General features: G+C 71.7%; 14 protein-coding genes. 7 read left to right on the top strand and 7 right to left on the bottom strand.

Annotated elements, in window-relative coordinates:
* Positions 1–124: 124 nt before the first annotated feature.
* A complete protein-coding gene (gene ppdK, locus IGS67_RS11265) occupies positions 125–2,833 on the bottom strand; it encodes a pyruvate, phosphate dikinase (protein WP_192281014.1) in 2,709 nt (902 codons plus the stop codon).
* 256 nt (positions 2,834–3,089) lie between these two features.
* A complete protein-coding gene (locus IGS67_RS11260) occupies positions 3,090–3,593 on the bottom strand; it encodes a lipocalin family protein (RefSeq protein ID WP_192281012.1) in 504 nt (167 codons plus the stop codon).
* A 126-nt stretch (positions 3,594–3,719) separates the two neighbouring features.
* On the opposite strand from IGS67_RS11260, the gene IGS67_RS11255 reads away from it, so the two are divergent.
* Positions 3,720–4,313: a YdeI/OmpD-associated family protein gene (locus tag IGS67_RS11255; protein WP_192281010.1), complete on the top strand. Its 594-nt coding sequence runs from the start codon at positions 3,720–3,722 to the stop codon at positions 4,311–4,313.
* Positions 4,314–4,346: 33 nt separating this feature from the next.
* Here the strand turns inward: IGS67_RS11255 and IGS67_RS14040 are convergent, their stop codons facing one another.
* The 3 genes from IGS67_RS14040 to IGS67_RS11240 all read right to left on the bottom strand — a co-directional run bounded on the left by IGS67_RS14040 (position 4,347) and on the right by IGS67_RS11240 (position 6,714).
* A complete protein-coding gene (locus IGS67_RS14040; RefSeq protein WP_235978098.1) occupies positions 4,347–5,087 on the bottom strand; it encodes a hypothetical protein in 741 nt (246 codons plus the stop codon).
* Between the two features lie 190 nt (positions 5,088–5,277).
* Positions 5,278–5,970 (bottom strand): hypothetical protein, encoded by a 693-nt coding sequence (locus IGS67_RS11245; RefSeq protein ID WP_192281008.1) that lies wholly within the window; start codon positions 5,968–5,970, stop codon positions 5,278–5,280.
* A 336-nt stretch (positions 5,971–6,306) separates the two neighbouring features.
* Positions 6,307–6,714, bottom strand: a complete 408-nt coding sequence (locus tag IGS67_RS11240) for a hypothetical protein (protein ID WP_192281005.1) — start codon at positions 6,712–6,714, stop codon at positions 6,307–6,309.
* 287 nt (positions 6,715–7,001) lie between these two features.
* On the opposite strand from IGS67_RS11240, the gene IGS67_RS11235 reads away from it, so the two are divergent.
* The 5 genes from IGS67_RS11235 (at position 7,002) to IGS67_RS11220 (ending at position 9,746) form a co-directional block, all read left to right on the top strand.
* Positions 7,002–7,469: a hypothetical protein gene (locus IGS67_RS11235; protein ID WP_192281002.1), complete on the top strand. Its 468-nt coding sequence runs from the start codon at positions 7,002–7,004 to the stop codon at positions 7,467–7,469.
* Positions 7,469–8,110, top strand: coding sequence for a hypothetical protein (locus IGS67_RS11230; RefSeq protein ID WP_192280999.1), 642 nt, complete (start codon positions 7,469–7,471; stop codon positions 8,108–8,110). The genes IGS67_RS11235 and IGS67_RS11230 overlap by 1 nt, the downstream gene beginning before the upstream one ends.
* Positions 8,107–8,235, top strand: coding sequence for a hypothetical protein (locus IGS67_RS14195; RefSeq protein WP_268888788.1), 129 nt, complete (start codon positions 8,107–8,109; stop codon positions 8,233–8,235). The genes IGS67_RS11230 and IGS67_RS14195 overlap by 4 nt, the downstream gene beginning before the upstream one ends.
* 255 nt (positions 8,236–8,490) lie before the next feature.
* On the top strand, positions 8,491–9,054 hold the full coding sequence (locus tag IGS67_RS11225) for a hypothetical protein (RefSeq protein WP_192280996.1): 564 nt from the start codon (positions 8,491–8,493) through the stop codon (positions 9,052–9,054).
* 191 nt (positions 9,055–9,245) lie between these two features.
* A complete protein-coding gene (locus IGS67_RS11220; protein WP_192280993.1) occupies positions 9,246–9,746 on the top strand; it encodes a GNAT family N-acetyltransferase in 501 nt (166 codons plus the stop codon).
* A gap of 52 nt (positions 9,747–9,798) precedes the next feature.
* Here the strand turns inward: IGS67_RS11220 and IGS67_RS11215 are convergent, their stop codons facing one another.
* Both IGS67_RS11215 and IGS67_RS11210 read right to left on the bottom strand, forming a co-directional pair.
* Positions 9,799–11,043 carry an MFS transporter gene (locus IGS67_RS11215; RefSeq protein ID WP_192280990.1) on the bottom strand — a complete coding sequence of 415 codons (1,245 nt, stop codon included), beginning with the start codon at positions 11,041–11,043 and terminating at the stop codon, positions 9,799–9,801.
* Positions 11,044–11,109: 66 nt separating this feature from the next.
* Positions 11,110–11,478, bottom strand: a complete 369-nt coding sequence (locus IGS67_RS11210) for a hypothetical protein (RefSeq protein WP_192280987.1) — start codon at positions 11,476–11,478, stop codon at positions 11,110–11,112.
* 260 nt (positions 11,479–11,738) lie between these two features.
* Between IGS67_RS11210 and IGS67_RS11205 the strand changes: the two genes are divergently transcribed.
* Positions 11,739–12,056, top strand: a complete 318-nt coding sequence (locus tag IGS67_RS11205; RefSeq protein ID WP_192280984.1) for a hypothetical protein — start codon at positions 11,739–11,741, stop codon at positions 12,054–12,056.
* The last annotated feature ends 28 nt before the right edge of the window (positions 12,057–12,084 follow it).

Raw genomic sequence — 12,084 nt, 5'->3', positions numbered from 1 at the left:
ACGACGCCCTCCGCTGTGCCGATAGCCGATCCGTGCACGTCACGTGCACGGATCGGCTATCGGACCACTGGGGTCGGTGAGCGACCAGAGGACCAGCGCGGCCCCGAGAGCTGGCGACCGCGGCTCAGAGCGTCGCGTCGCCGCCCGCCTCGACCGCCGCGCGCGCCGCCTCGAGCCGCGCGACGGGCACCCGGAACGGCGAGCACGACACGTAATCAAGGCCTGCGCCCTGGAAGAACCGGATCGACTCCGGGTCACCGCCGTGCTCGCCGCACACCCCGATCTTCAGCTCAGGCTTCGTCGACCGCCCACCCTCGACACCCACCCGGACGAGCGCTCCGACGCCCAGCGCGTCGATCGTCTCGAACGGGGAGATCGTCAGGACGCCGTTGTCGAGGTAGTCGTGGAAGAACGCGCCCTCGACGTCGTCGCGCGACATGCCCCACGTCGTCTGCGTGAGGTCGTTCGTGCCGAACGAGAAGAAGTCCGCCTCCTCAGCGATCCGGTGCGCCGTGAGCGCCGCCCGCGGCAGCTCGATCATGCAACCGACCGGCAGGTCGAGCAGATGACCCGAGCCCCGACCAATCTCTGTGAGGATGCCGAGCGCCTCCTCACGGACGAGGTGCATCTCCCGCACCGACCCGACGAGCGGCACCATGATCTCCGGACGCGGGTCGAAGCCACGTTCCCGCAGCTCGACGGTCGCCTCCGCGACCGCCCGGATCTGCAACGCGAACAGCCCCGGGATCTTCAGGCCCAGCCGCACACCGCGCAGGCCGAGCATCGGGTTCTGCTCGTGCATGCGCCGCACTGCCCCGAGGATCTTCACGTCGCGCGGGTCCGCGCCGCCGTCGCGCTCCGCGAGCGCGACCTTGACCGAGAGCTCCGTGAGGTCCGGCAGGAACTCGTGCAGCGGCGGGTCGATGAGCCGGATCGTCGTCGGCAGCCCGTCCATCGCCTCGAGCAGCCCGACGAAGTCCCCGCGCTGCAGCGGCAGCAGGTCCGCGAGCGCCGCCTCACGTTCCTCGTCGCTCTCGGCGAGGACGACGGCCTCAACGAAGTGGCGCCGCTCGCCGAGGAACTGGTGCTCGGTACGGCACAGGCCGATGCCCTGCGCGCCGCGCGCCCGCGCCCGCAGCGCGTCGTCCGCCGAGTCCGCGTTTGCCCGCACCTCCATGGTGCGGACGCTGTCCGCGTGCTCGAGGATGCGGTCGACGGCGACGACGAGCTCGCGCGTCGCGTCGTCGGGCGCTGCCGCGAGCCCCGCGTCGAGACCGTCGGACAGGTAACGCATGACGGGCGAGTCCATGACCGGCACCTCGCCGAGGAACACCTCACCCGTCGACCCGTCGATCGCGATAACGTCCCCAGGGCGCAGCACCTGCCCGTCGACCCGCACCTCGCGGGCCGTGAGATCGACGTCGAGCTTGTCCGCGCCGACGACCGCGCAGATGCCCATGCCGCGGGCGACGACCGCCGCGTGCGACGTCTTGCCGCCGCGCGCCGTGAGGACGCCGGCCGCGACAACCATGCCCGGAAGATCGTCGGGGTTCGTCTCGCGCCGCACGAGGATGACGCTCGCACCCTCGGCTGCGCGGGCCTCGGCCTGCGCGTTGTCGAGGACGATCTCGCCGACCGCCGCACCTGGCGACGCCGCCATCGCTCGCGTGAGGAGCGTCGTCTCCCCCGACCTGTCGAACTGCGGGAACATCAGCTGCGTGAGTTGCTCGCCGGTGGTGCGGGAGATCGCCTCGTCGAGCGTGATGAGGTGCTCGTCGACGAGCTGCGTCGCGACCCGGAACGCCGCGGCCGCCGTGCGCTTGCCGACGCGGGTCTGCAGGAGCCACAGCTTGCCGCGCTCGATCGTGAACTCGATGTCGCACAGGTCGCGGTAGTGCGTCTCGAGCTTACGCATCGCCGCGAGCAGCTCGCGGTACGACGTCGGGTCGAGTTCTTCGAGGTGCGCGAGCGGGAACGTGTTGCGGATGCCGGCGACGACATCCTCCCCCTGCGCGTTTGGCAGGTAGTCGCCGTACACGCCCGAGTGGCCCGTCGCAGGGTCGCGCGTGAAGCACACGCCCGTGCCTGAGTCCTCGCCGAGGTTGCCGAAGACCATCGTGCACACGTTGACGGCCGTGCCGAGGGCGTCCGGGATCCGCTCCCGACGCCGGTAGAGCCGCGCGCGGTCCGTGTTCCACGAGTCGAGGACCGCCTCGATCGCCATGTCGAGCTGCTCGCGCGGATGCTGCGGGAACTCGCGGCCCGAGTGCTCGAGGACGAGCGCCTTGTACGTCGCGACGAGCCCCCGGAGGTCGTCGGCCGTGAGGTCGACGTCGCTCGTCACGCCACGCTCCGCCTTGAGCGTGTCGAGCGCGTCCGCGAAGAGGTCCCCGTCGAGGCCGAGCACGGTGCGACCGAACATCTGCACGAGCCGCCGGTAGGAGTCCCACGCGAAGCGTTCGTCGCCCGCCATCTCTGCCAGGCCCCGCACGGACGCGTCGTTGAGCCCGACGTTGAGGACCGTCTCCATCATCCCCGGCATCGAGAACTTCGCGCCCGACCGCACCGAGACGAGCAGCGGATCCCGCACGTCGCCCAGCTGGCGGCCGAACGCGTCCTCGATCTCGCGGACCGCCATCGTCACCTCGACCCGCAGCTCGGGAGGTACGACGCCGTCGCGCATGTAGGCGCGGCACGCCTCCGTCGTGATCGTGAAACCTGGAGGGACCGGCAGGCCGATCTTCACCATCTCGGCAAGGTTCGCCCCCTTGCCGCCGAGCAGGTCCTTGTCGTCCTTGCCGCCGTCAGCGAACCGGTGCACGTACGTGGCCATGCCAACCTCCCACGTCGGGGGGCGCGCCGTTGCGCCCCACGCGAGACGGCATCGGCATGGCGGCCGCGGTCGGACGCCGTCGGTGCCGTCCTTCTTCCTAGATCTCATACATATCGGCACGTCGCCGTGTGAACGTGGTCCCTAGGTCCCGTGCCGCCGCCCGGAGCCCGTCGTCCCAGCGTCACGCCGTGGTGCACCTACCGACGAGCGTGTCACCGCCACGACGTCATGACACGTCGGGGCGGTCCTCGCGCGGTCAGTCAGCGAGCTGCGCGTCGGTCACTCGGCTGCCCGACTGCGGCGTCCGGATCCACGGTTCCAGGTCGAACCCCTGCGCGCGTGCCGTCCCGAGGAAGTCGGACTCGACAGCGCCGTCGATGTGCGGGGCACGTGCCAGGAGCCAGAGGAACTTGCGGTCGGGTGAGCCGACGAGCGCGGTCCCGTAGTCGTCGGCGATGCGCAGCACCCAGTAGTCGGCGCTCGTCCACGGGATCCATCGCAGCCCGGCGGGCAGGAACGTCACCTCGAGCCGGCCGGGGTGCGCCGGGTCCGGGGTGGCCTTGCCGAGCGCCTGCACGGGTTCGCGGTCGGCGTCGAGACACCTGTTGTCGACGCGCACGTGGCCGTCGTCGTCGAGCGTGTACTCGGCGGTGACGTCGCGGGCGGTGTCGTCCTCGTGCTTCATCGGCAGGCGACCGATCTCGTACCAGAGGCCGAGGTAGCGCTCGAGGTCGAGGGCGGGGACCGAGGTGACGTCCATGGTGTGCTCCGTTCGTCGGCGGCTCCTCACCGTCCCACGGAGCCGTGCAGGGTGCATCCGCACCTCTGGTGCGCGGGGCACCTCACTACGCTCGACCGGGGAGCAGCAACGCACGAGGAGACCCGCATGCCAGCAGTCGGAGCACCTGAACCGTTCGTCGTCCCGGACGTCGCAGCGTGGCGGACGTGGCTCGAGGCGCACGAGGGCACGTCCGACGGGGTGTGGCTCGCGCTCGCAAAGAAGGGAACAACGACGCCGACGAGTCTCACGTACGCGCAGGCCCTCGACGTCGCGCTGTGCTCAGGTTGGATCGACGGGCAGAAGCGGTCGTTCGACGAGGCCGTCTTCCTGCAACGCTTCACGCCCCGCCGGCGCCGGTCCATGTGGTCGGCGCGCAACGTCGAGCACGTCGCGCGGCTCGAGGCCGAAGGGCGCATGCGTGCTCGTGGCCGCGCCGAGGTCGACGCGGCGCGCGCGGACGGCCGCTGGGACCGCGCGTACGCGGGCTCGGCGACGATCGAGGTGCCTGAGGACCTCGCGGCGGCGCTCGCCGCGCGGTCCGGCGCCGCCGAGGCCTTCGCGGGCCTCGATGCCGCGAACCGGTACGCGGTGCTCCACCGGGTCGTCACGGCCGCCCCTGGCGAGACTCGCGAACGGACCGTCGCACGCGCCGTCGAGCGGATCGCCTCGGGCGTTCTCTGGCACCCGCGGACGAGCTGACCGCCCCGGCGCACCGGGCTGAGCCCGGGGTGCTCACGCCCCGAGCATCTCGCGGGCGTGGGCGTACTTCTGCGCGAACCATTCCCGCTCGGATGTCGTGAGGCTCGCGGTGCGCGCCGGGTCGGTGTTGTGCGCGATGTCCGAGAGCTTGACCTGTCTGGCCAGCTCGTTCGCGCGGATGGCGCGGTAGTAGTCGTCGGCCGCGACCTCGGGGGTCCGGGTGAGGAGCACGACCGCGTCGACGACGTCATCGGGAATGCCTGCGAGGCGCAGGTCGTCGGGCGTGATCGACGAGTCCTCGACGACGTCGTGGAGGAGAGCAGCGACGTGCTCGGCCTCCTGCTCGACAGGGTCGAACCGTGCGGCGACGGCGCGCGGGTGCTCGATGTAGTCGACGCCGAGCTTGTCGACCTGCCCGGCATGGGCGTGCAGCGCGATGAGCCCGGCGCGCTCGACGAGGCTGATGCCCCGGACCGACGAGACGGGCACCCCCCACGTGAAGCGCTCGAAGGGCACGTCGTGCGCCTCGAGCCAGCGGCCCTCCCCCGTGGCGACGAGCACGGGCGCAAAGATGCGCAGGAGCTCGAGGACGTCACGGTCCGGGTCGCCGCCGAGCGCGGCGTGCAGCTGCGCGACTCCGTCGGCCGGGACCGCGTGGTGGTACTCGTAGTCCTCGCCGTCCCGGTAGTCCGTGCCGTGGAGGTCGACACCGCCGACCTCGGTGCGGGTCGCGCGCAGGGTGAGGCTGCGCAGCCTGAGAAGAGGTTCGTTCATCGGGGTCTCCTGTCCGCTCGGCCGGGCCGCGCGCCCGCGGCCCGGCCAGCGAGGGTCCCTGAGCCCTCACGAGGAACGTAGCGGCAGCCACCGACTCTCGGCAGGTGGCCGCGCGGCGACGTCGCGGTGATGTCCCCTGACCGGCTCGTCACCGCCCCCGGGCGCATGGTCCCGACGGCGGCGCCGAGGCTCAGCCGGTCGGAGCCGGGCGGCGCGGGTCGACGTCCTGGCGGTCCTTGTCGAGCTCGTCGTTGGCCTTCTGCTCGCGCAGCAGCTCGTCGAGCGGGGCCTCCCACCCTCCGAGCGCCGCGTCGACGAGCAGCGTGCCGTCCTGCTCGACGAGCAGGTAGACGTTCCCCTCGGGCGGCCCTGACGGGGCACGTTCGGGCGGGACGCGCACGATGGTGAGACCGGGGTGTCGCGCATCGGCACGGACGTCGCCGGGATGCACGTCGATCGGCGCGAACGCTGGTTCCTTGTCGAGCCACCACCAATCGACGGTGTCCTCGCACGTCGTCGTGAAGCCGCTGAGGTAAAGCGCGAGCCGGTGCGTCACGAGATCGCACGTCGCGCTCGCGTCACCCCGACCGTTCGCAGTGATGATCGTGTCGGTGAGCGTCATCGCGCGTGTCGTCACCGACGCGTCAGCGAGTCGCTCCGTTGCGGAGTCCGACCCAACGGTCGCCGTCCGCGGCCGGTTGAGCAGGGTGAGAGCGACGATGATGCCGGCGAGCACGAGGACGAGGACGGTCGCAACGGCAAGGCGCTGCTGGCGGGTCCGGCCCAGGTGCGGGGCCGGGAGGCCCGGCGGGCCGTTCAGCCAGTCGTTCGCCGTCGTCGGGATGCCGGGTGCGAGCGTCGGCGTCACTGTCGGGGCAGACACAGTCGACGCGGGTGGTGCGAGTGGCGTGGGCGGTGCGAATGACGTGGGCGGTGCGAACTGCAGGCTCGGGTCGCTCGGAGGAGCCGGAGGAGCCGGAGGATCGGGAGGTGGTGGTTGGCGGACGGGCGGGTTCGACGGCGGTGTGGGCGAGCTCATCCCCGGAACATATGGCGCCGGAGCAGCCGCTGCAGGGCACCTGTGGACAACCTGCTTTCGCACCCTTCCTGTGGGCAACCGACGCGGTGTGACACGAGCCGCCACGCTGTGGGCTCCGCGCCTGCCCCCCCACGCCGGTGCAACCGCACGCGTGCTGCGGCGGCAGCAGTCCGCGACGGCTCAGCCGCGCCGACGGGTGCGAACGGAACGACGCGAGACGACGCGTCGGACCGCACCCGGGGCACCAGCACCGTCCGGGCCCGGCGACGCAGGCGGCCGCGCGGGAGCCGCGCCGACCTGCCCGGGGTGGCTCGGCTGCTCGTCGACGACGAGTCCATGCTCGTCGAACGTCGAGCCACAGGTACGGCAGACGTACGCGAGACCACGCCGGACGTCGCAGCCGGCGAGAACGACCCGCTGCCGCTCGAGCATCAGCCCGTAGTCCTCGAGGGACATGCCGTCGGGCGGGACGACCAGGCCGTACGCGTACCGACAGACGGCGCCAGCCGCCTCGCAGACGGGGCACTCGTCCGTCTCGCCCCACGGCAGGACGGACTCAGGCCGCTCACTCGCGTCGGTGCTGCTCATCGTCGACCTCCCCGTGCCCGGGCCGGCCGGGCCGCGCTACCGCGGCCCGGCCGGCGAGGGTCCCTGAGAGCCCTAACGACGAACGTAGCGGCAGCCACCGACATTCACGGACCAGCCTGCGGCGGTGGTGCGAGTTCCCCTCGGGCCGGGTGAGCTTCCCGTCTCCCGTGACCGAATGTCGGTGGCTGCCGATACGGTCGGCAGCACCACGGTGGGAGATCCACGGCGCCGGAACAGGGACCCGGCGCCGGGGACCACCGTCACGCACAACCCTCAGGGAGTCAGACATGGGTGACATTGGAATGGCAGGGCGACTCGTCTCGCCGGCGGGAGCAGCCTTCGGGCTCGTCCCGGTGCCGGACCCGTGGAGCAGGCCGACAGGCCCGGAGGGGAGACTGCTCGTCGACATCGAGATGCTCTCCCCCGACAGGCTCGTCTGCTACCTCGGGCGCAGGATCCCGACGGCCGGGCTCACCCGCCTTGCGGAGGCCTACCTCAGGGCTGCAGCCGACCAGCATCCCGAGGTCACGGTGCCGGCGGTCGAGATCCCCGAGGGCGGCATCACCGTCGCGTTCGTCGCCTCGACACATCTTGATGTCACCGTCGAGTGCTCGGTCGTCGAGGCTCTCGACGCGCACGTCCCGGAGCACGACGGGCTCGCGTTCGAGGTCCAGCGCGCGAGCCTCGTCTCCGCCTCCCACCAGCTCACGTCATGGGTCGAGGCCCTCCATACGCCGGCCGACGAGGAGGCCTGATGGGACTCCTTGCCAAGCGTCTGGCGCGCGAACCCGGCGACCGGCTCGTCCAGGTCGCGGTCCACCCGTACCTCGACGAGCTCACGGGAGCGCCGTCGACCGTCTACATGCACCGGGTGAGTCTCGACGAGGACGACGACCCCGTCACGTTCGCGAGCGCGCTCACCGCGTTCGTCGACGGCGTCGCGGCGACGATGAGCATCGTCTCCCCCGAGTGGTACGCCTCCTCGTGCGTGCTCCTGCAGATCGTCGAGGAGGACGACGCGGAAGCGCTCGTCCCGGCACTCGGCGGTCCGGACCCGCGGTTCCACGCGCCCAGCGAGTCCGTGCGGCGCGCCTGCCGGTTGCTCACGCAGGCGGACCGCACCCCGGTCCACATGACGTCGTGGACCTTCTCCGACCGGTTCCTCCGGCACAAGTTCGGCAAGGCGCGCAGCATCGTCGAGGCATGGCCCGCGAGCGACCTCATGCTCGCGCTGCTCGGCGAGCTCGCCACCGGCCAGTCCCGCAAGGCGCTCGCGGCCGTCGCCGACGACCTCGGATCACTCCTCGGCGATCCTCCCGACGGCCGGCGCGCCTACCTCCACAGCGTGCTGCGCGGCTGGTCATCGACCTACGACGGACCGGAGGTCCCCGCATGAGGCCAGAACACCTCGCAGCCTGGGTGTGCGAGTTCTGCGGCACCTACGGCGAGACGCTGACCGAGAGCGTCGACGTCCGGCAGTGCGACGTGTGCGGCGAGCCTGTGACGGAGGTCCAGCGATAACTGAGGTGCCCGGCGTCCCCGACCTCGAGCCCGAGGCAATCCCGCTCGCGCACCATGCAAAGGGACGATCTCGACGATCCCACCGGTCCGTCCGAGGTAGGCTCGCACTAGCCGTACGCCTGTGAGGCCGCGACGGCTCATCCTTTCGCTGCCCTGCGCCGATCATCACCGTGGAACGGGGACGCACCGGCACGACGCAGCACCGCGTCGTGACCGTCGAGGACTTACAGCGAGCACAGAGCGACAGGGGCAACGATGACGGTTCTTCCCACGTTCGACACGTCGCTCAGCGACAAGCAGCGCAGGACTGTGGCCCATCACGCCGACGAGCTGCTCAAGGACCTCGACAAGAACGTTGTGCCGTCGTTGCATCGCCATGTTCTCGAGGCCGCGCTCGCGCGACTCGTGGGTTCCTCCGCACCGGCGAGCGCCGACAAGGCCGTGTCCGCGACGGCCCCGTCGCCGACACCGCCCCCGCCCGCGGCCGCCCTCCCGTCCGACGACCTCGCGACCAGCGACCCTGCTGCGCCGTCGGTGGATCCCGATCTCGTCTGGATGCTGAGCGCAGGTGTCCTCACGGCGGGCGAGGAGCTGCGCGGACCGAATGACGCGGCCGACGAGCGCGCTGTCGTCACTGCCGCAGGGTCTGTGGTCCGTCAGGGAACGACCCATCCGGGGCCGTCCGCGGCTGCGACGGCCGCCGTCGGCTACCAGCGCAACGGCTGGCTCTTCTGGCACGTCGTCAAGGACGGGACACCCACGTCGCTCGCCGTGCTGCGCAGCCGTCTCCGGGGCCGCTCGCAGCTTCGACGCCGATAGGGCGCCCGCCTCGCTCACGTTGCCGCGAGGTTGCCCGACCCGTCGGGGATGCTCCACCCGGCGGGCCGGGGCCCCGCTGGGCCTCATGCTGCAGCCCGTGCCTGGGATTCTCCTGGCACATCCTGGGAGCTCCCCTGGCAGAACCGCGCCGTAGGATCGAACCTCCCCCGATCCCCTCCCCGGAGCCCCGCATGCCTGCGTCCACCCTCTCCGACGGCGCCCTCGTCCGCGAGGCCCGCCCCGGTGACGAGCCCGCCATCCTTCGCTGCATCCAGGCGCTCGCCACCTACGAGAAGGAGCCCGACGCGGTCGTCAACACCGTCGAGCGCCTCACGGAGACGCTCTTCGGCGAGCGACCCGCAGCGTTCACGCACGTCGTCGAGCGTGACGGCGACGTCGTGGCGATCGCCCTGTGGTTCACGACGTACTCGACGTGGACGGGCGAGCAGGGCCTGTGGCTCGAGGACCTCTGGGTCGACGACGCGTTCCGCGGACGCGGCTACGGCCGTGCGCTCGTGCAGACCCTCGCAGCCGTGTGCGTCGAGCGGGGCTACCCCCGGTTCGAGTGGACGGTCCTCGACTGGAACGCGCCGTCGATCGCGTTCTACCGGTCGCTCGGTGCGGTCGGCATGGACGAGTGGACGACGCAGCGCGTCACGGGCGACGCGCTCGCGAGGCTCGCCACCCGCTGAGCCTGCACTGCTGGCAGCGTGCCCAGCCTGCCCGGCCTGCCCGGTCGTCCGCTCAGCGCTCTGCGTCGAGCGTCGCGTCGTCCCGCGCCAGCGTGGCCTCGTCGACGACCTTGTTGAGCCGCTCGGAGAGCAGGAGCCCGAGAAGGACGAGGGCCCCGAGGTAGAGCGGGAGCAGCCACATCCCCAGCAGCGCGGACAGCCCGCCGAAGACGGGCGGAGCGAGCGTCGAGCCGGTGTAGGCGGCCGCCATCTGGATGCCGATGATCGCGTGCGAGGTGTGACGCCCGAAGTTCGCGGGCGTCGAGTGGATGATCGCCGGGTAGATGGGTGCGCTGCCCAGACCTGCGAGGACAAGCCCGGCGAGCGCGACGGCGTCCGTCGGGACCGGGAGCGCAACGAGGACGACACCTGCGGCGATCGTGAGGAAGCCGCCACGGATGAGCGCACGGTCCCCGATCCTGTCGGCGACGAAACCTGCGAGGAACCGGCCGGCGGTGATGCCGAGGAGGAAGAGGGAGCCGAACGCGGCTGCGGTCCCGGCGTCGACGTCGCGGTACGTGACGAGGTAGGTCGACGCCCAGAGGATCGCTGTGCTCTCGAGCGCGCAGTAGGCGAAGAACGCGCCGAGGACGAGGCGCACCCCGGGGATGCGCAGGACCGTGCGGAGCGGCACGTGCCCCCTGGTCGGCTCGGTGCCGGACTGCTCGTCCCGGGGTTCGTCGACGGTGTGCGTCGTCGTGGCGACGGGGTTGACCCTCCCCCAGAGCGTGACGCTCAGCAGCAGGACGACGGTGAGCGCGGCCTGGATGATGCCGACGCTCCGGTAGGCGCTCGCCCAGCCGAGGCCAGCACCGATCGCGTGGCTCATGATGAACGGGCTGATCGACGCGCCGACGCCCCAGAAGCTGTGCAGCCAGTTCATGTGACGGGCTGCGTAGTGGAGCGCGACGTAGTTGTTGAGCGCAGCGTCGACGGCTCCGGCGCCGAGCCCGTACGGGAGCGCCCACACGCACACGACCCAGAACGCGTCGGCCGTCGCGAACCCGAAGAGCGCCGCTGCGGTCATCCCGACGCTCACTGCCGTGACGAGGCCGACGCCGAGCCTGCGCGTGAGGAGTTCGGACAGCAGGCTCGAGACGATCGTGCCGCCCGCGATGATCATCGTGAGGACGCCCGCAGAGCCGAGGGGCACGCCGAGGTCGCCGTGCATGACCGGCCAGCCGGCCCCGACGAGAGAGTCGGGCAGTCCGAGGCTCACGAACGCGACGTAGATGAGCGCGAGGAGCAGGGAGTACATGTGCGGGCCGTTCGTGTCGTGACGTCTGCTGGGTGGTGCTGCGGCGCGTGGAGCGTGCGCGAACGGTCAGCCTACGGGTGCGAAGGGCCCCACGCGGGCTGTCGCTTCCGTGCCGCCCATGGCGACGTCGAGCTCGGTGACGTGGACGTCGACGTCTGTGCACGTCGTCGACGTGGGGGGTCCGGTGGCCGGCAGGCGGAGCATCTCCCGGAGCTGAGAGGGTGTGAGGTCGGCGGCGGGTGTCGGCGCGGGGCCGTCCCCAGGTTCGTCCCAGCCGGGGACGAGGTCGTCCTCGGACGGCCCGGGCGTGCTTGCGGGTGGTGCCGCAGTCGGCGTCGAGCCTGGCTCGTCCAACGCCGCGCACGCGCCTGTCGTGGCGCGCACCGTCAGCAACGTGCCCACCACCCGGGTGGTCATGGTGCGGGGGCGCAACATGATCCGAGAGTAGCGGGGCCGCCCGCTGCCGACGCGTGGCCCGCTCGCGCGCTACTCGCCGCCGATGACCTTTTCGGTCACGGGTGACTCGTTCCCGCCCATGTCGAAGCCGACGGCGCAGACGCGCGTCGGGCCCGCCGACGCCTCGATCGTGAGCGGCTGCCGACGGTAGATCGTGTACGCCGAGCGGTCGGCGCAGTCGGTCTCGTCGGCGGGGCCATGGCGCTCCGCACACGGCCGTCGACAGCTTCGAGGCGCGCGTGCGCACGTCCCCGGAGGGCGAGTGGTCACCCGTCGTCGAGGTGCGGGTCGCCGTGCACGACGTCCCCGCACCGGAGCCCGCACGGTCCACCCGGTCGTGGTCGAGCAGCGTCACTGACCGGATCCTCGCGGCCGCGTCGTACCACCCGGAGCAGACAGCACCCTCGAGCAACCCCTCGAACCCGGCCGCGGCGGGGTACGACGCCGCGCGCCCGGAGGCCCTCACGCAGGTCCTCCGGGCCGTCGTCGCGCTCGAGGCGCAGCTCGCGGCGGGAACGGCCGCGGCTCTGCGCGAGGCGGCCTCGGTCCGTCGGTGAGCATGGTGCGGCACGCGGGCATGCTCCC

Source organism: Flavimobilis rhizosphaerae (genome assembly GCF_014852685.1).
GTDB lineage: Bacteria > Actinomycetota > Actinomycetes > Actinomycetales > Cellulomonadaceae > Flavimobilis > Flavimobilis rhizosphaerae.
Note: the sequence above shows the minus strand (reverse complement) of the source record. Positions and strands in the feature narration are given on the sequence as shown.

Excerpts from the sequence above, each read along its gene's own strand:
- ppdK (WP_192281014.1), bottom strand. The coding sequence starts at position 2,833 with ATGGCCACGTACGTGCACCGGTTCGCTGACGGCGGCAAGGACGACAAG.
- IGS67_RS11260 (WP_192281012.1), bottom strand. The coding sequence starts at position 3,593 with ATGGACGTCACCTCGGTCCCCGCCCTCGACCTCGAGCGCTACCTCGGC.
- IGS67_RS11255 (WP_192281010.1), top strand. The coding sequence starts at position 3,720 with ATGCCAGCAGTCGGAGCACCTGAACCGTTCGTCGTCCCGGACGTCGCA.
- IGS67_RS14040 (WP_235978098.1), bottom strand. The coding sequence starts at position 5,087 with ATGAACGAACCTCTTCTCAGGCTGCGCAGCCTCACCCTGCGCGCGACC.
- IGS67_RS11240 (WP_192281005.1), bottom strand. The coding sequence starts at position 6,714 with ATGAGCAGCACCGACGCGAGTGAGCGGCCTGAGTCCGTCCTGCCGTGG.
- IGS67_RS11235 (WP_192281002.1), top strand. The coding sequence starts at position 7,002 with ATGGGTGACATTGGAATGGCAGGGCGACTCGTCTCGCCGGCGGGAGCA.
- IGS67_RS11230 (WP_192280999.1), top strand. The coding sequence starts at position 7,469 with ATGGGACTCCTTGCCAAGCGTCTGGCGCGCGAACCCGGCGACCGGCTC.
- IGS67_RS14195 (WP_268888788.1), top strand. The coding sequence starts at position 8,107 with ATGAGGCCAGAACACCTCGCAGCCTGGGTGTGCGAGTTCTGCGGCACC.
- IGS67_RS11225 (WP_192280996.1), top strand. The coding sequence starts at position 8,491 with ATGACGGTTCTTCCCACGTTCGACACGTCGCTCAGCGACAAGCAGCGC.
- IGS67_RS11220 (WP_192280993.1), top strand. The coding sequence starts at position 9,246 with ATGCCTGCGTCCACCCTCTCCGACGGCGCCCTCGTCCGCGAGGCCCGC.
- IGS67_RS11215 (WP_192280990.1), bottom strand. The coding sequence starts at position 11,043 with ATGTACTCCCTGCTCCTCGCGCTCATCTACGTCGCGTTCGTGAGCCTC.
- IGS67_RS11210 (WP_192280987.1), bottom strand. The coding sequence starts at position 11,478 with ATGTTGCGCCCCCGCACCATGACCACCCGGGTGGTGGGCACGTTGCTG.